This window comes from Janthinobacterium sp. SUN118, assembly GCF_030397695.1.
Taxonomy (GTDB): domain Bacteria; phylum Pseudomonadota; class Gammaproteobacteria; order Burkholderiales; family Burkholderiaceae_D; genus Janthinobacterium.
In genome coordinates this window covers 199,657-215,876 of the sequence record NZ_JAPUBV010000006.1, presented here as the reverse complement: position 1 = coordinate 215,876, position 16,220 = coordinate 199,657, and the positions used below count along the sequence as shown (strand labels likewise).

At 65.3% G+C, this 16,220-nt stretch carries 16 protein-coding genes; 10 read left to right on the top strand and 6 right to left on the bottom strand.

The window, feature by feature from the left end; translation table 11 throughout:
- Position 1 precedes the first annotated feature (1 nt).
- The 3 genes from O0880_RS26675 to O0880_RS26665 are packed head-to-tail and all read right to left on the bottom strand — an operon-like array spanning position 2 to position 3,325.
- A complete protein-coding gene (locus O0880_RS26675) occupies positions 2-1,231 on the bottom strand; it encodes a cyclopropane-fatty-acyl-phospholipid synthase family protein (RefSeq protein ID WP_289889482.1) in 1,230 nt (409 codons plus the stop codon).
- Positions 1,228-1,998, bottom strand: a complete 771-nt coding sequence (locus tag O0880_RS26670; protein WP_289889515.1) for a DUF1365 domain-containing protein — start codon at positions 1,996-1,998, stop codon at positions 1,228-1,230. Before O0880_RS26670 ends, O0880_RS26675 begins: the two co-directional genes overlap by 4 nt.
- Before the next feature lie 16 nt (positions 1,999-2,014).
- Entirely contained in the window at positions 2,015-3,325 is a 1,311-nt protein-coding gene (locus O0880_RS26665) for an FAD-dependent oxidoreductase (protein WP_289889481.1), read from the bottom strand.
- Between the two features lie 200 nt (positions 3,326-3,525).
- Here O0880_RS26665 and O0880_RS26660 point away from each other — a divergent pair, with 200 nt between their 5' ends.
- From O0880_RS26660 to rpoH, 5 genes are all read left to right on the top strand, one after another.
- Complete coding sequence (locus O0880_RS26660) at positions 3,526-4,476, top strand: MerR family transcriptional regulator (RefSeq protein ID WP_289889480.1); 951 nt, start codon at positions 3,526-3,528, stop codon at positions 4,474-4,476.
- 155 nt (positions 4,477-4,631) lie between these two features.
- Positions 4,632-5,699 (top strand): signal recognition particle-docking protein FtsY, encoded by a 1,068-nt coding sequence (gene ftsY, locus O0880_RS26655; protein WP_289889479.1) that lies wholly within the window; start codon positions 4,632-4,634, stop codon positions 5,697-5,699.
- Positions 5,700-5,707: 8 nt separating this feature from the next.
- Complete coding sequence (locus O0880_RS26650) at positions 5,708-6,457, top strand: ATP-binding cassette domain-containing protein (protein WP_071325302.1); 750 nt, start codon at positions 5,708-5,710, stop codon at positions 6,455-6,457.
- The gene (ftsX, locus tag O0880_RS26645) at positions 6,454-7,374 is read left to right on the top strand and encodes a permease-like cell division protein FtsX (protein ID WP_071325303.1); all 921 of its coding nucleotides are present in this window, start codon (positions 6,454-6,456) and stop codon (positions 7,372-7,374) included. The genes O0880_RS26650 and ftsX overlap by 4 nt, the downstream gene beginning before the upstream one ends.
- 456 nt (positions 7,375-7,830) lie before the next feature.
- Complete coding sequence (gene rpoH, locus O0880_RS26640) at positions 7,831-8,730, top strand: RNA polymerase sigma factor RpoH (RefSeq protein WP_198043802.1); 900 nt, start codon at positions 7,831-7,833, stop codon at positions 8,728-8,730.
- A 90-nt stretch (positions 8,731-8,820) separates the two neighbouring features.
- Here rpoH and O0880_RS26635 read toward each other — a convergent pair whose 3' ends face one another.
- Positions 8,821-9,087: a hypothetical protein gene (locus O0880_RS26635; protein WP_071325305.1), complete on the bottom strand. Its 267-nt coding sequence runs from the start codon at positions 9,085-9,087 to the stop codon at positions 8,821-8,823.
- A 178-nt stretch (positions 9,088-9,265) separates the two neighbouring features.
- Here O0880_RS26635 and O0880_RS26630 point away from each other — a divergent pair, with 178 nt between their 5' ends.
- Complete coding sequence (locus O0880_RS26630; RefSeq protein WP_289889478.1) at positions 9,266-9,718, top strand: hypothetical protein; 453 nt, start codon at positions 9,266-9,268, stop codon at positions 9,716-9,718.
- Here the strand turns inward: O0880_RS26630 and O0880_RS26625 are convergent.
- A complete protein-coding gene (locus O0880_RS26625; protein ID WP_289889477.1) occupies positions 9,715-10,068 on the bottom strand; it encodes an antibiotic biosynthesis monooxygenase in 354 nt (117 codons plus the stop codon). The two genes, O0880_RS26630 and O0880_RS26625, sit on opposite strands and share 4 nt — an antisense overlap.
- A complete protein-coding gene (locus O0880_RS26620; protein ID WP_289889476.1) occupies positions 10,065-11,228 on the bottom strand; it encodes a cytochrome P450 in 1,164 nt (387 codons plus the stop codon). The genes O0880_RS26625 and O0880_RS26620 overlap by 4 nt, the downstream gene beginning before the upstream one ends.
- A 76-nt stretch (positions 11,229-11,304) precedes the next feature.
- Here O0880_RS26620 and O0880_RS26615 point away from each other — a divergent pair, with 76 nt between their 5' ends.
- The 4 genes from O0880_RS26615 to O0880_RS26600 all read left to right on the top strand — a co-directional run bounded on the left by O0880_RS26615 (position 11,305) and on the right by O0880_RS26600 (position 16,204).
- Positions 11,305-12,003 (top strand): helix-turn-helix transcriptional regulator, encoded by a 699-nt coding sequence (locus O0880_RS26615; RefSeq protein ID WP_289889475.1) that lies wholly within the window; start codon positions 11,305-11,307, stop codon positions 12,001-12,003.
- Positions 12,004-12,232: 229 nt separating this feature from the next.
- On the top strand, positions 12,233-13,078 hold the full coding sequence (locus O0880_RS26610; protein WP_289889514.1) for a DUF3667 domain-containing protein: 846 nt from the start codon (positions 12,233-12,235) through the stop codon (positions 13,076-13,078).
- A 73-nt stretch (positions 13,079-13,151) separates the two neighbouring features.
- Positions 13,152-13,883, top strand: coding sequence for an ABC transporter ATP-binding protein (locus O0880_RS26605; RefSeq protein WP_289889474.1), 732 nt, complete (start codon positions 13,152-13,154; stop codon positions 13,881-13,883).
- Positions 13,880-16,204, top strand: a complete 2,325-nt coding sequence (locus O0880_RS26600; RefSeq protein ID WP_289889473.1) for a CPBP family intramembrane glutamic endopeptidase — start codon at positions 13,880-13,882, stop codon at positions 16,202-16,204. The genes O0880_RS26605 and O0880_RS26600 overlap by 4 nt, the downstream gene beginning before the upstream one ends.
- The last annotated feature ends 16 nt before the right edge of the window (positions 16,205-16,220 follow it).

Sequence of the window (16,220 nt, the reverse complement as noted above, 5' to 3'; positions counted from 1 at the left end):
GTCAGTCCTTGATCAGGGTAAATTGCATCACATCCGTGTTGCGGGCCTCGAAGGCAGCCTCGCAGTACGCCAGGTAAAACTCCCAGGTCAGCAGGAAGCGGCCATCGAAACCCTGCCTGTCCAGCGCCGCGCGCTGCGCCAGGAAGCTGGCGCGCCACTGGCGCAAGGTTTCCGCATAGTCGAGGCCAAAGCTGAAGGCGTCCACCACGCGCAAGCCCTGCGCCTCGGCGGCGCGGCAAAACTCGGCCGGCGAAGGCAGCATGCCGCCCGGAAAAATATACTGCTGGATGAAATCCGTGCTCTTGCTGTAGCGCTCGAACAAGGCGTCGGCGATGACGATGGTCTGGATGCAGGCCCGTCCGCCCCGCTTCAGGTTGCGCGCCACGCAGTCGAAATAGCCGGCCCAGTAGCTTTGCCCCACGGCTTCGAACATCTCGATCGAGGCGATGGCGTCGTACTGCCCATGGCTGTCGCGGTAGTCGCACAGTTGCAGGTCGGCCTGCGCCGCCAGCCCCGCCGCATGCAGGCGCTGGCGCGCGTATGCGAGTTGCTCGGTGGATAAGGTCAGCCCCGTCACATGGGCGCCATGGTCGCGCGCCGCCGTTTCCGCAAAACCGCCCCAGCCGCAGCCGATTTCCAGTACGCGCTGGCCCGGCTGCAGCTGCAGCTGGCCGGCGATACGCGCGTATTTCGCCGCCTGCGCCTGTTCCAGGCTGGCGCCCTCGCTGAACAGGGCGCTCGAATACGTCATCGACGGATCCAGCCACAACTGATAAAAGGCATTGCCGATGTCGTAATGGGCATGGATATTCTTCTTGCTGCCCGCGCGCGAATTGCGGTTGAGCACATGCCGGACCTTATACATCAGATTGCCCCACCAATTGCCGTAGATCAGGGATTCGATCTGCGCGCGGTTGCGTACCATCAATTCGATCAGGCCCGGCAAGTTGTCCGTGCGCCAGTCGCCGGCGATGAAGGTTTCGGCAAAGCCGATGTCGCCCGAACGCAGGACGGCCGCGCACAGGCGCCAGTTATGCAAGTCCAGCGTGACGGGGTGACCGCCGTCGCCATACAGCAAGACGCTGCCATCGGGCGTGCGCAGGCGCAAGGCGCCAAATTGCAATTCTTGCAGCAGGCGCAAGATCATGCGCGCGGCGGCGGGCACGCGAACGTGCTCAAGGGGCAGGCTGCTGCGCGCATCGAGGCTGGTCGGCAGGGAATCGGAGCTCATCGGGACACCTTTTCTTGTGGGGGAAGCGGTTTGCTGAAGAAAGGCACGCGGCGCAGCCACAGGCGCAGCGCCTGCCAATGGATGCGCGCCATCACGCCCAAGGTCATCAGGGGATAGCGCAGCAAGGCCCAGGCGATGGCGGCATCGCGCAACGGCTGCGCCGTGCCGGACAAGCTCGTCTGTAGCAACGGGCCATCGAGGTCGTCGTAATCGACCTTCGCCAGGTGGCGTTCGCCATCCTTGCCGCTGCTGCGCAGGAAACGGAAGCGATACTGGCCTTCCACCTTGCAAAACGGCGAGACGTGGAAAATCTTACTGGCGCGCAACTCGCTGCCATACGCGATCGCTGCGCCCTGCTCCAGCAGATACAGGTGGCGCTCGCCGAAGGTATTGCGCACGTCGCACAGCACGGCGCGCAGCGCGCCATCGGCACGATGGCAAAACCAGAAACTGACGGGATTGAAGACATAGCCGAACACGCGCGGCATGGCTTGCAGCCAGATTTCCCCATCGACATCGAGCACGCCATGCTGGCGCAGCAAGCCGTCTATCCATTCGAGCAGCGGCGTGCTGCCGTCGCCATGGTCGCTGTCGCGGAAGGACAGTGCATTGGCGCGGTTGCGCGCGATCAGGCGGGCGGGGAAATCGTGGGCGCCCATGCTGCGCAAGGGCAGGCGCAGATAAAACATGCCGTAGCTGAACGCATGCGCGCGCGGCCGCAGCCGCGCATGGCGCACCAGCCCCAGGCACAGCTGCGGCTGCGACATGGCCGGCAAGGCGGGATCACGCGGCACGACCGAGCTCCGCCGCCGCCATGCCGTTCAGCGCCTCGGCCACCGCCAGGCCCGACTTCAAGCCGTCTTCATGGAAGCCGTAGCCCGTCCAGGCGCCCGCGAACCACGTATGCTGCGCCCCCTGGAAAGCGGCCAGGCGCGCCTGCGCGGCGATGGCCGCGCCATCGAACACGGGATGGGCATAGGAAAACGCGTCGATGACGCTGGCCGGATCGGGCTCGTCGAGCGGATTGAGCGAGACGATGACGGGCGTGGTGAACGGCAGCGGCTGCAACTGGTTCAACAGATAGTGCACGCACACTTGCGGCGCCTCGCCAGCGGCCACCGCCCGGCCCTGGTAATTCCAGGCCGACCAGGCCTTGCGGCGCCGCGGCAGGCAGGATGCGTCCGTGTGCAGCACGGCCCGGTTCGGCTGGTAGCGCACGGCGGCAAGCACCGTGCGTTCATCATCGCGCAAGTCGGCCAGCAAGGCCAGCGACTGGTCGCTGTGACAAGCGAGCACGACATGGTCGACATGGTCGATGCCGGCGGCCGTGTGCAACTCGACCATGCGGGCGCCGCCGTGCGGCTGGCGGCGCACGGCCAGCACGGGACACGCGAGGCGCTGCTGCGGGATAGCGGCCAGCAATTTCTCCACATACACGCGCGCGCCGCCGCGCACCGTGCGCCACTGGGGCCGGTCGTTGACTTGCAGCAAACCGTGGTTGTGGCAAAAACGGATGAAGGTGGCCAGCGGAAAGGCCAGCATCTGACGCGCCGGACACGACCAGATGCAGGCGGCCATCGGCAACAGATACCAGTGGCGAAATTCGCTGCCATAACCGTGCAGGTCGAGAAATTCGCCCAGCGACAGGGCCGGCGCCGGCAGCGCGGCCGTGGCCAGCGCGCTGGCTTGCCGGTTGAAACGCACGATGTCGCGCAGCATGCGCAGGAAGGCGGGACGCAGCAGGTTGCCGCGCTGGGCAAACACGGTATCGAGATTGGCGCCGGCCCATTCCAGCACACGCGCGCCGGGCGAGGCTCCCAGCGGCATTTTCACGGAAAACGACATGTCGCTGTCGGCCGCTTCCACGCCGAGCTCGTCGAACAGCCGCACGAGTTGCGGATAGGTGGCGTGGTTAAAGACGAGAAAACCCGTGTCGACGCCATGCGTGGCGCCATCGAGCGTGACGTCGACCGTATGGCTGTGGCCGCCGAAATAGGCGCCCGCCTCATACAGGGTGACATCCTGGCCAGCCTGCGCCAGCCGATAGGCACACGACAGGCCTGCGATTCCCGCACCGACGACGGCGATTTTCATGGTTGCACCCGTATTAGTTTGTCCTGGACAAAACCACCTGGACCGATAATCAGTTAAATATTGAGCTATGTCAACAATGGCTTGCGCGCTTCATGAACTTATACGCAAGCCTTTCCCAATCGGATTCAGCTATTTATACGGGGCAAGGGAAGGCGTAGAATGCACACCACGTTCTTTCGGTATGCGAGCAAGCCCCTGGTATGGACACTGACCTGCAAGCACTGCAACCACCTTCCGCCTTCAGCATCAGCGATGTCGAGCGCGATACCGGGCTGGCCAAGGAAACCTTGCGAGTCTGGGAGCGCCGCTACGCCTTTCCCCAGCCGCAACGCGATGCCTTTGGCGAACGCAGCTACCCGGCCGAACAGGTGCAAAAACTGCGCATGGTGAAGCGCTTGCTGGACTTGGGCTTTCGCCCCGGCAAGATCATGCAGCACAGCACCTTGCAGCTGCAGCAACTGGCCAGTGCCGGCGCGGCGCCTCTCCAGCAGGCCCAACCGCAACTCGAGCACTACCTGGCGCTGTGCCGCAGCCACCAGATGACGGAGCTGGGCGACGCCTTGCGCCAGGCGCTGGCCAGGCTGGGCTTGAAGGCCTTCACCATCGACATCATCGCGCCGCTGACGGCCATGGTGGGCGAAGCGTGGGCCTGCGGCGAGCTGGCCGTGTACGAAGAGCATCTGTATAGCGAAACCTTGCAAACGGTGATGCGCCACGCGATTTTTTCCCTGCCACAACAGAGCAATCCCAGCCTGCGCACGCCGCGCATCGTCCTCAGCACCCTGCCGCAGGAACGCCATGGCCTGGGGCTGTTGATGGCCGAGGCCCTGTGCGTGGCCGCTGGCGCGCATTGCATGTCGCTGGGCGTGGAAACGCCGCTGACGGACATCGTCGCCGCCGCCCGCGCGCAGCGGGCCGATATCGTCGCCTTGTCGTTTTCCAGCGCCAGCAAGGAACGCCAGACGCGCGACAGCCTGCGCCAGTTGCAGGCCGGCTTGCCGGCCACCGTGGAAGTGTGGGCCGGCGGACGCAGCCCCGCGCTGCACAAGCGCCCGCCGCCCTTTTTGCACGTGCTGGACTTGCGCCAGGTGGAGGAAAGCATCGCCGACTGGCGCCGCCGCCATCAGGCGGATGCCCTGCAAACCCACTGAACACGGGAGAACTGCGGCGATCTCCGTGGAAACGCGCGCAATGTTGCCAATCGAACAGTAAAGCATGAAGCGCCGGGCGCGCTCTGGTAGAATAGCCCGTATCGACAGTGTCCGGCGCCGCCGGGCCCAAGGTCAGCACCCGCCACCACACATCCATGTTTAGTTTCTTCAAGAAAAAACCCGCCGCCCCTGAAGCCCTGCCTGTCAGTGTCGAGCCTGCTACCCCTCCCGCCGCCACTGTCCCGCCGCCTGCCGCCCCTGCCGCTGCGCCCCTGAGCGGCGCGCCGGCCGAGCTCGTGCCCGTGGTCGTGGCTGCCGAACCCGAGAAAAAATCGTGGATGACGCGCCTGAAGGCGGGCCTGTCGAAGACGTCGAATACCCTGTCCGTGCTGTTCGTCGGCGCGAAGATCGACGACGCCCTGTACGAAGAGCTGGAAGCGGCGCTGCTGATGTCCGACGCCGGCATCGACGCCACGGAATTCCTGCTGACGGAACTGAAGAAAAAGGTCAAGGAAGACAAGCTGCTCGACGCCGCCGCCGTCAAGGCCGCGCTGAAAGTGCTGCTGATCGACCTGCTGACACCGCTGGAAAAGCGTTTCGAGCTGGGCCGCCATAAGCCGCTCGTGATGATGATTTCCGGCGTGAATGGCGCCGGCAAGACCACCACCATCGGCAAGCTGGCCAAGCACATGCAGTCGAATAACCAGTCCGTGCTGCTGGCCGCGGGCGACACCTTCCGCGCCGCCGCGCGCGAGCAGCTGATGGTGTGGGGCGAGCGCAACAACGTGACCGTGATTTCGCAGGAATCGGGCGACCCGGCCGCCGTGGCCTACGACTCCGTGCAGTCGGCCAAGGCGCGCGGCATCGACGTGGTGATGGTCGACACGGCGGGACGCCTGCCGACGCAGTTGCACCTGATGGAAGAATTGAAGAAAATCAAGCGCGTGATCGGCAAGGGCATGGAAGGCGCGCCGCATGAAACCCTGCTCGTCATCGACGGCAACACGGGCCAGAACGCCTTGACGCAGGTCAAGGCGTTTGATGACGCCCTGCAGCTGAGCGGCCTGGTGATCACCAAGCTCGATGGCACGGCCAAGGGCGGCGTGCTGGCGGCGATTGCCCGCGTGCGCCCCGTGCCCGTGTATTTCATCGGCATCGGTGAGAAAATTGAAGACTTGCAGCCCTTCGTGGCTGCCGAATTTGTCGAAGCGCTGCTCGGATAAGCCCATACATGATTGAATTTCAGCACGTCTCCAAGCAATACTCCCCCGATGCAGTGGCGCTCAGCGACATTTCGCTGAGCATTGCCAAGGGCGAGCTGGTCTTTCTGGCCGGCCCGTCCGGCGCCGGCAAATCCACCCTGCTGAAAATGATCGCCGCCATGGAACGCCCCACTTCCGGCAAGCTGATCGTCAATGGCCAGGACATGGCGAAGATCAAGCCGGCCGGCGTGCCCTTCCTGCGCCGCAACATGGGCCTGATCTTCCAGCAGCAAAAACTGCTCAACGACCGCTCCATCCTGGCCAATGTCATGCTGCCGCTGCTCGTCGTCGGCGCCCACAAGGCTGCCGCAGAGCAACGCGCGCGCGCCGCGCTCGACAAAGTCGGCCTGCTCGACCGCGCCCTCGCGCGTCCGCTGTCGCTGTCGGGCGGCGAGCAGCAGCGCGTCTCCATCGCGCGCGCCATCGTCAACCGGCCGCAAATCATCCTGGCCGACGAACCGACGGCCAACCTGGACCGCGCCAGCGCCAACAAGGTGCTCGACGCGCTGAAAGCGTTCCATTCCGTGGGCGTGACCTGCCTCATTTCCAGCCATGACGAACAGATGCTCGACGCCGCCGCCCGCGTGATCCACCTGAAAAATGGCCAGCTGGTGGCCATCGACAAGGCCACGCAGGCGCCCGTGTTTGCCCCGCCCGACCCCGACTTTTCGCCTACGCCCGCGCCGGGCGCCGATGACGGCGAAGGAGAACGCGCATGAGAGGCTGGTTCCGTCAACACCGTTTCGCGCTCGGTTCGGCGCTGATTCACTTGCGCAAGTCGCCGGGCGGCTTTTTATTGAACGTGCTCGTCGTCGCCATCGCCCTGTCGCTGCCGTTCGCCGGCTTGACCATGCTCGACAATGTGCGCCCCATGTCGGAACAGATGTCGGTCGACCCGGAAATCAGCGTCTTCCTGAAAATCGACACGCCGCGCGAGCAGGCCGTGGCCCTGGCGGGCGAAATGCGCAAGATCGTGCGCAACCAGAAGGCCAAGATCGTCTTCATTGCGCGCGAACAGGCGCTCGATTCGCTGAAAAACAAGAGCGGCCTGGCCGACGTGCTGAGCACCCTGGGCGACAATCCCCTGCCCGACAGCTATGTGCTGAAGCTCGACGCGTTCAGCAGCGCCAGCGAAGCGCAGGATGTCGATGCCGTGGCGGAACAGTTGCGCCACCTGCCAGGCGTGGAATCGGCGCAAGTCGATTCGGCCTGGGTCAAGCGCCTGGCGGCCCTGCTGGGCGTGCTGCGCCTGGTGCTGCTGCTGCTGGCCATCACCCTGGGCGTGGCCGTCATCGCCGTGGTCTTCAATACCATCCGCCTGCAAGTGATGCAGCAACGCGATGAAATCAGCATCTCAAAGCTGATCGGCGCGACGGACACCTTCATCCACCGCCCCTTCTATTACACGGGCGCCCTGCTGGGCCTGTGCGCGGGCGCCCTCGCCCTGGGTGCCGTGGCGCTGGCCCTGCAGCCGCTGAATACGGCGATTGCCGAATTTGCCCGCCTGTACGCGTCCGAATTCCAGCTGGTGCCGCTGGCGCCGCTGCCGATGGCCGGCTTGCTGGCCCTCAGTGCCGGCCTCGGCCTGATCGGCGCCTTCCTCTGCGTGCAGCGCCACCTGGCGCGCCTGAACTGACCTGCCCTTCCATGGCGGCGCCCCTGGCGTCGCCATGCGTCTCCCCCTCTTGTTTTTTTGCTATTCGCCCCATACTGTGGTCATCTTGATATTTAGCAAGTATTCTTAAGGCTCGCTTCAGCTTGCGGCCGTAGACTATGCATGTGTCGTAAAGGAGTGAGCGCGCAGCGCCGCACCTTGCCCCGCCAGGCGTACTGGCGTGGTGTTTTAGATAATTCATCAAGTATTAAATCGTTATAGCTTTTAGGCTATCAGAGCGATTAAATGTGCTGATTGGCACTCTCAGGCAGAGAGTGCTAATATAGGGACATACCCAAGCAAGACCGCCATGAGCACCAGATGTAGATGGTGCCGCGACAGGCGAAGTGCAAGACCGAATACGTAAAAACAAGACAAGCAGGGCCATGTCGCGTGACGTGGCCAACTGGAACAAAGCAAGACTACGAGGGAGAAAACATGACTATGATGTCCGCAACGTCCGCATTGGTTCCGACCAAAAATAATGCGCTGGGCCTCGGGTTCACTGGCAATCTGGGCAATATCGACGCCTATATCTCGGCCGTGAACCGCCTGCCCATGTTGACCCACGACGAAGAAATTTCGCTGGCGAAACGCCTGCGCGAAAAAAATGACCTGGCCGCCGCGCAAGAGCTGGTGCTGTCGCACCTGCGCCTGGTGGTCTCGATTGCCCGCGGCTACCTGGGCTATGGCTTGCCGCATGCCGACCTGATTCAAGAAGGCAATATCGGCTTGATGAAAGCCGTGAAACGTTTCGATCCGGACCAGGGCGTGCGCCTGGTGTCGTACGCCATGCACTGGGTGAAAGCCGAGATGCACGAGTACATCCTGAAAAACTGGCGCCTGGTCAAGGTCGCGACGACGAAGGCACAGCGCAAGCTGTTCTTCAACCTGCGCAGCCACAAGACGGGCCTGGACGCGATGACGCCGAAGCAGATCGATGCGCTGGCCAAGCTGCTCGACGTGAAGCGCGAAGAAGTGATCGAGATGGAAACGCGTTTGAGCGGCCGCGACATTGCGCTGGAATCGCCGACCGACGATGAAGACGACAAGTTTTCGCCGATCGCCTACCTGTCGTCGGAGCAAAGCGAGCCGACCAAGGTGCTGGAAGCGGAACAGGTGACGCGTTTGCAATCGGAAGGCCTGGAAACGGCCCTGGGCAAGCTGGACGCCCGTTCGCGCCGCATCATCGAAGCGCGCTGGCTGGCCAACGACGACGGTTCCGGCGCCACCCTGCACGCGCTGGCGGAAGAGTTCGGCGTATCGGCCGAGCGCATCCGCCAGATCGAAGTGGCGGCGCTGAAAAAAATGAAGGGCGCCCTGGCCGCCTACGTCTAATAGCAGGGGAAGGCCGCAGTAAAAAGGCGCCGCAAGGCGCCTTTTAGTTTTGTAGTTTGATGTTTATCAACAGATAAACATTGTCAGCAGTTAAGCTGCAGCCAAACCCTTGACCAGGGTTTCGGCGACCAATTCATTCAGATCCGCGCCGCGTTCCTTGGCCAGGGTCTGCAATTGCAACACCAGATCGCTGTTCAGCTTGACGGCGAACGGCACCAGGCCCAGGGCCTGGTCGCGCTTGCGCTGCTCGCGGCGGTCGACGACCACCGCTTCCTTACCGAATGCACCGGCGCCGGGAACATTCATCTTTCCCATCAGTTTCTTGGCATCGCTTTTGGCCAGGTCGGTTTTTTTCATGGTTGTTTCCTGATTTTCAAAACAGCCATTCTACGCAGTAATCGGTGCGCCGCGTGGCCGACGCATCAATTCACCCGCAGCACGCCAAACGCGCGCCGGGAAAATATCATTTTGTTATTATCATTTTCATCTCTCGCGTGCACGCCATGCCGGGGACGCACTATCTGAAAGGAAAAATATGTCTTACCTTCATCACTCCTGTCGTCGCCTGTTATTACCCATCTTCATCGCCTGCCTGGCCGTGCTGGCCGGCTGCGGCGCGGCAGGCAGCGCCGGCGACGCGGAAAACACGCCGCGCAGCGTCACCCACGTGCTGTCGCCGGGCGAACAGGTCGCCATCACGGCCACCGATACGCTGAAACTCGAGCGCGTCAACGATAGCCGCTGCCGCAAGGGCGCCGTATGCGTGTGGAAAGGTTACGTCAGCTACAGTTTCAGTTTGCTCAACAGTGCAGGCGCGACGGATATCGTCCTGTCCGATTCCATGCCGGGCGGCGCCAGTTCCGTCACCGTCAACCACCTGACGTTCACCCTGCTCGACGTCGACCCGGCCACGCCGCCGGCCCTGAATGCGGCCGAGCCCATCTACCGGGTCAAGGTCAAGATCACGCAAGGCGCGTTGCCGCGCTAAACGCTGGCGCCATGGCGCCGCTGGCTGTCGGCTGGCGCCTGTTGCCGCTCAAGCATGCCGTAATCGCGCACCACCGTGGCGATGCGCAAGCGGTAATCGTCAAACACGCCATGCCGCCCGGCCGACTGCGCCGCGCGGTGCGCCTCGAGCTGGCGCCACTGCGCCAGCGCCGCCTCGTCGCGGAAAAACGATAGCGACAGCAATTTTCCCGGTTCGCTCAGGCTGCCGAAGCGTTCGATGGAAATGAAGCCATCGACCTGGTCGAGCAAGGGCCGCAGCGCGGCCGCCAGGTCCAGGTATGCCTGGCGGCCTTCGGCACCGGGCCAGACTTCAAAGATCACGGCGATCATGATGCTGCTCCTGCGCTAAAAACAGGGATGCGGGCATTCAGCGACGGCCGGTACGTCCACGCCAGCGGCATGTCTTCCAGCCCATCGGCCCATGCCTGCATGCAAGCGGCGGCGATGGCGTGCACGATGGACTGGCCCGGACAGGCGTGGCGTCCATGGCCAAAGCCTGGCGTCAGCGCCACCGCTCGCTGCAGCGCGCCAGGCTCCGCCTGCACGCTCGCATCGTGGCAGCCGCTGGCCAGCACGACGATGACCGTCTGGCCGGCGGCCACCCGCACGCCGCCGATGTCCACGTCTTCCGCCGTATAGCGGCGCGTGTTGTGGATCGCGGGATCGTGCCGGCTGACCTCGCCCAGCATGGCCTGCCACAGCTGCGGTGCGGCGCGCAGTTGCCCGTACAGCCCCGGCTGCGTACGCAAGGCCACGATGGCATTACCAAGCAGGCCGGCCGTCGCTTCGCAGGTTTGCGACAGCAAGCCGACCAGGTTGGCCTGCAGGCCGCCCGTGGCATGCCAGCCCAGTGCTTGCGCCTGTGCCACGATGCTGCCCAGCAAACTGTCGGGCAAGGCATCGGCCTCGCGCAGCAAACAGCCAAAACCGTGCAGCAAGGCGCCGGCCGCTTCCTGCGCGCCGGCAAGTTCTTCTGCATTGCTCAGCGGCGACAGACAGGCAACGAAATCGCGCGTCCAGGCGGCCAGCGCCGGCCATTGCGCTGGCGCAAAGCCCAGCACATCGGCCATGGCAAACAGCGGCAGTTCGAACAATGCCTCGTTCAGCTGCGCGGCGCTGGCGGGCACGCGCTCGCCGGCCATCCGCAATGTCCGCGCCTGCAGGCGCGCCAGGTCCACCTGGCCCAGCGCGCGCGCCAGCACCTGCTTCGGCACGGCATGCCGCTCGCCGTCGTTCATGCGCACCAGTTCCGCAAAGAGCGCGCCGCATGGCGTGCCCGCCAGGTTCAAGGGCACGGCCAGTCCGGGCGGCCGCACGCGGCAAGCCGGATGCTCGAGCACGGCGCACACGCCGGCCGCGCCCGTCGCCAGCCAGCAATCGAGCGACGCCTCGAAACGCAGCGGCGGACCTGCCGCCAGGCGGCGATAGTAGTCATAGGGCGCCGCGTGGGTGACGGCGGCGAGCGGGTGGGCGGGATCGGCGAAGGGCATGCGGCTTCCATTGCAGTGGTGAAAGGAGGCGAGTATGCTGGCTCCTTCACCACAACACTTCGCCGGAGAACGAATCATGGATGACAGCCATCGAGCTCCCACGGCCGACATGGGCCTGGCGCAACTGGCCGGCGCCATCGCCGAGCCGGCCCGCGCGCGCATGCTGTGCAGCCTGCTCGATGGCCATGCGCGCACGGCCACGGAACTGGCCGCGCTGGCCGACGTGGGCGCCTCGACGGCCAGCGCGCATTTGTCGCGCCTGCGCGAGGACGGCTTGCTGAGCATGGTGGCGCAAGGCAAGCACCGCTATTTCCGCCTGGCCAGCGCCGACGTGGGCCAGGCGCTCGAAGCGCTACTGGTGGTGGCCGGCGTGCCGCGCCAGCCGTTTTCCCCCACCACGCCGGACCGCCTGCGCCACGCGCGCACCTGCTACGACCACATGGCCGGCACGGTGGCCGTCGCCGTGCACGACCAGCTGCATGCGCAAGGCTGGCTGCTGGCCGATGGCGACGATTACCAGCTGTCGGCAGCGGGTGCGGCCGGCATGGCGGCGCTGGGCATCGACGTGCCGCAATTGCAGCGCCAGCGCCGCCGCTTCGCCTGTGCCTGCCTGGACTGGAGCGAACGGCGTGCCCACCTGGGCGGCGCGCTGGGGGCGGCCATCCTGCAGCTGGCCTTGCGCCAGCGCTGGACCGAACGCGAACTCGACAGCCGCGCCCTGCGCCTCGCGCCCGAAGGCGAGCGTCGCCTGCTGGCCGCATTCGGCGGCCGCTGAACGGCGCCATCAGGCGGCACGCAACAGGGACGCTCCGGCCGACGCCAGAATTTTGTATCTCTGAAGCAACCAAAGAGAAAAAAGATGGCCTTTTATCATTGTTTTCATCCATCATATGCTGCGTACGCGCGCCGCCACGCTGCCGCGCCCTTGCGCGAGCCTGGCTGAGCCAGCCGGCTCCGCCAGCATGATTACCTTTCGGATATAGAAAGAGTCCATCTTGAAAACAGTGTCATCCGGTGCCAGCACCTGCCATAACTGCAATACCGACGCGCCAGGCAATTTCTGCAGCGCCTGCGGCCAGACCACCGCCGTGCACATGCCCAGCGCACGTGAATTCCTGCATGAATTTGTCGCGCACTATGTAGCGCTCGAAGGCAAGCTCTGGCGCACCCTGGCCCTGCTGCTGCTGCGTCCCGGTGCACTGAGCAATGAATACATCGCGGGACGCCGCGTGCGCTACGTGGAGCCGCTGCGCGTGTACCTGACGTTCAGCATCCTGTTCTTTGCCATCCTCAAGTTCGGCAGCGGCGACATGCTCCTCACCGTCCACGACGAACAGGTCCGGGTCAGCGCCCACGGCCCCCACCCGGCCACGGCAAACGGGCCTGCGCAAATGCAGCTCAGCATCCTGGGCCAGACCCCCGCCCTGCCGCACCAGTGGCAAGACTTTGTGCAACTGTCCACGGCCGAGAAACAAAAGCTCGTGGCGGACAGCTTTTTCCATTACGCGCCGTACGCCATGTTTTGCCTGATGCCGCTGTTCGCCCTGTTCCTGAAAATCCTCTACCTGGGCAGCGGGCGGCGCTATGGCGAGCATTTCCTGTTCGCCCTGCATACGAATGCCTTCGCCTTCATCACGATGGCGCTGATGACCCTGATTCCCGTCGACCTGATCCGCCTCGCGCTGGGCGTGTGGCTGCTCGCCTATCTGCCGTGGGCCATGTGGCGCGTGTATGGCGGCGGCAAGCTCGCTACCGTCTGCCGCTGGGCGCTCCTGATGGCCGCCTACAGCCTCGCCATGAGCCTGGCGATCGTGGCCTGCATCGCCACCGGCGTCATGCTGCGCCATTAGGAACGCGTCCGGGTAGAAGCGGCGTCAAATATCAGGCTATCATCCTGCACCTATCTATTTTTCGGGATGCAGGATGATCGCCTTCGAAGGTTTGGCCAAATGCTACGGCAGTTTCGAGGCCGTCAAGCCGCTCACCCTGCAAGTCGGCAAGGGAGAGGTCTTCGGCTTCCTGGGACCGAACGGGGCTGGCAAGACCACCACCATCCGCATGCTGATGGGCATCCTCGTGCCCAGCGGCGGCCGCGTGCTGATCGATGGTCTCGATTGCCACCGCGACGGCGCCGCCGTCAAGCGCAAGGTCGGCTACCTGCCCGACCATCCCATCTTTTATGACTATTTGCGGGGCCGCGAAATCCTGCAATTCGTGGCCGAAATGCATGGCTACCCGCGCGCCGAAGCGGCCGCCCGCGCGGCGCGGCTGCTGACGGAGTTCGGCCTGGACGAAGCGGCCGAGGACTTTGCCGTCAATTACTCGCTGGGCATGAAAAAGAAACTGGGCCTGGCGTGCGCGCTGATCCACGATCCGGCCGTGCTGATCCTCGATGAGCCGATCAACGGCCTCGACCCGCGCGCCGCGCGCGACGTGCAGGAACGGCTGCTGCGCGCCGCCGCGGCCGGCACCACCATCTTTGTTTCCACGCATTTGCTGGACATGGCGCAAAGGCTGTGCAGCCGCGTCGCCATCATCCACCGCGGCGCGCTGGCGGCCACGGGCAGCCTCGACGATATCCGCCAGCAGCTGTCCAGCGCTGGCAGCCTGGAAGACATCTTTTTGCAACTCACCGACGAAGCGGACTCCGCGTGACGCCGCTGCCGCCCCCACGCTGGCGCGCCGTCTGGCTGCTGACCCGCTTGCGCCTGCAGCGCCTGCTCAACGTCAGCGGCAAGGGTTTTGCGTGGAAGAAGAGCAGCAAGAGCCGCCCCGCCACGCCGGGCAAGAAGCGGGCACGCTGGCTGCCGGGCGCGCTGCTGCTCCTGCCCATGCTGTTCGCTTTCGCCAGCATCGCGCACCACAGCATACTGAACATGCATTGCCTGCTGGACCAGGTGGCGGCCTGCCAGGCGCGCGGCAGCCTGCACACGGACAAGCACCTGCTCGATCCCGTCATCGCCCAGCTGATGGGACAACCGTTCAGCGCGGCGCTGGTCGGCGGCCTGACCCTGCAGTTGGCGCTGCTGTGGCTGGTCAGCGTGCTGTTGCCGCTGGGTATGGGGGAGTTGTCGAAACCGGACTGCGACCTGGAATGGCTGATCACCCTGCCCGTCGAAAAAAGCACCGTGCTGTGGGCGCGCGTGCTCGAACGCACGGTCGTCAACCCGTCCGGCTTGCTGGCCCTGTGGCCCGGCACCACCATGCTCGCCTGGTATTCGGGCCAGGGCTGGCTCGCTCCCGTGTCCGGCCTGCTCGCCAGCCTCGTCCTGCTGGCCCTGGCCGCCATGCTGCGCACCCTGGTCGACACGGGCTTGCGCCTGTCGCTGACGCCATCCCGGCTGGGCAACCTGCAGGCGCTGCTGTCGCTGGCCGGCCTGTTTCCCATGTACATGGGCATGTCCTTCGGCATGGGCATGGGCGGCTTCGCCTATGGCTGGGCAGCGGCCATGCCCGCCTGGAGCGGCTGGACGCCGCCGGGCCTGCTGGTGCGCGTGCTCAATGCCGATGGCGTAGCGGCCGCCTTGCTGCCGGCCTCCCTGCTGCTGGCGCAAGCGGCGCTGTTGATGCTGCTCGGCATGGCCATGCTGCGCCGCCAGCTGCGCCACGGCGTCGTGGGCGCGGGCCAGCGCGAGGGCGTGCGCAAGCGCGCGCCGGCGGCGCGGCCGGCACGCTGGCGCTTCCCACGCCTGGGCACGGTGATCCAGCGGCGCGAGCTGACCCTGCTCGGGCGCGACCGCAATTTCCTCGTGCAAACCTTGCTGATGCCGCTGCTGATCCTCGGCGGCCAGGCCCTGTTCACGGGCCAGGCGCGCGACGTGCAGGCGCTGCTGGCCAGCCCCGCCCTGCTGGCCTCCACCGGCTTTTTCCTCGGTAGCTATGTCCTGATGATGTCGGCCTTCCAGACCCTGAACAAGGAAGGCGGCGCGCTGTGGCTGCTGTACACGTTTCCCGTGCCCGTCGAGCAGGCGCTGCGGCAAAAGGCCCAGCTGTGGGCCGTGCTGGCCCTGCTGTATCCGCTGGCCCTGTTCGGCGCGGCGCTGGCCTGGCTGCCCGCCTGGGAATGGCAGACGATGGGCCTGATGCTGCTGGCGCTGGCCGGCATTCCCTTGTATGCGATGATCGCCGTGGCGCTGGGCGTGTTTGCCAGCGACCCGCTGGCTACCGAGGCGGCGGCCAAGGTGCGGCCTGCCCATATGTATTTGTATCTGCTGCTGACCAGCCTGTATATTGCCGCGCTGGCCGCCGGCAGCCTGGCGCAGCAGCTGGCGTTCGTCGTGCTCACGGCGGCGCTGTCCGTGGCCCTGTGGCAAAAGGCGCGCGCTGCCGTGCCTTACCTGCTCGACCCCGGCGCCTCGCCGCCGGCCACGGTATCGGCGGCGGACGGCCTGATCGCCGCCATGCTGTTTTTTACCCTGCAGACACTGGCCTTGCTCCTGCTCGAAGGTACGGATGCGATGCCGCTGGCGCAGGCCGCCATCGCCTTCGGCGCGGCCGGCACGCTCACGTATGGACTGGCGCGCCTCGTCTACTGGCGCCGCAGGACGACGGGCGGGCCGCGCATCGGACGGGGCCGCCAACCGTGGCGCCGGGGAGGCATAGGCGCCTTGGCCGCCTCCGCCTTCGGTATCGGCTACGCGGCCCTGTTGCCGCCGGCATCATCGCCATTGATGCATCTCAACGAAAACGGAATCTGGCTGCTGGCCGTGGGCGTGCTGGCCGCAGCGCTGTGCGAGGAATTCATCTTCCGCGGCCTGCTGCAGGGCGGCTTGCGCCGTTCGCTGCCGGCCTGGCAGGCGATCGTCATCGCGGCGGCGCTGTCTGCCATCGTGCATCCGCCCGCCGCCATGCTGCCCGTCTTCGTGCTGGGCCTGTGCGCAGGCCATGCCTACGAGCGCAGCGGCGCGCTGCTGGCGCCCATGCTCACGCACGCGCTCTGCAACGCCGCCATGCTCGGCTACCAGCTGAATAGGTGATCGTTGCCGGGTTTGC

Coding starts and splice junctions, on each gene's coding strand:
- O0880_RS26675 (WP_289889482.1), bottom strand. CDS start 1,231: ATGAGCTCCGATTCCCTGCCGACCAGCCTCGATGCGCGCAGCAGCCTG.
- O0880_RS26670 (WP_289889515.1), bottom strand. CDS start 1,998: ATGTCGCAGCCGCAGCTGTGCCTGGGGCTGGTGCGCCATGCGCGGCTG.
- O0880_RS26665 (WP_289889481.1), bottom strand. CDS start 3,325: ATGAAAATCGCCGTCGTCGGTGCGGGAATCGCAGGCCTGTCGTGTGCC.
- O0880_RS26660 (WP_289889480.1), top strand. CDS start 3,526: ATGGACACTGACCTGCAAGCACTGCAACCACCTTCCGCCTTCAGCATC.
- ftsY (WP_289889479.1), top strand. CDS start 4,632: ATGTTTAGTTTCTTCAAGAAAAAACCCGCCGCCCCTGAAGCCCTGCCT.
- O0880_RS26650 (WP_071325302.1), top strand. CDS start 5,708: ATGATTGAATTTCAGCACGTCTCCAAGCAATACTCCCCCGATGCAGTG.
- ftsX (WP_071325303.1), top strand. CDS start 6,454: ATGAGAGGCTGGTTCCGTCAACACCGTTTCGCGCTCGGTTCGGCGCTG.
- rpoH (WP_198043802.1), top strand. CDS start 7,831: ATGACTATGATGTCCGCAACGTCCGCATTGGTTCCGACCAAAAATAAT.
- O0880_RS26635 (WP_071325305.1), bottom strand. CDS start 9,087: ATGAAAAAAACCGACCTGGCCAAAAGCGATGCCAAGAAACTGATGGGA.
- O0880_RS26630 (WP_289889478.1), top strand. CDS start 9,266: ATGTCTTACCTTCATCACTCCTGTCGTCGCCTGTTATTACCCATCTTC.
- O0880_RS26625 (WP_289889477.1), bottom strand. CDS start 10,068: ATGATCGCCGTGATCTTTGAAGTCTGGCCCGGTGCCGAAGGCCGCCAG.
- O0880_RS26620 (WP_289889476.1), bottom strand. CDS start 11,228: ATGCCCTTCGCCGATCCCGCCCACCCGCTCGCCGCCGTCACCCACGCG.
- O0880_RS26615 (WP_289889475.1), top strand. CDS start 11,305: ATGGATGACAGCCATCGAGCTCCCACGGCCGACATGGGCCTGGCGCAA.
- O0880_RS26605 (WP_289889474.1), top strand. CDS start 13,152: ATGATCGCCTTCGAAGGTTTGGCCAAATGCTACGGCAGTTTCGAGGCC.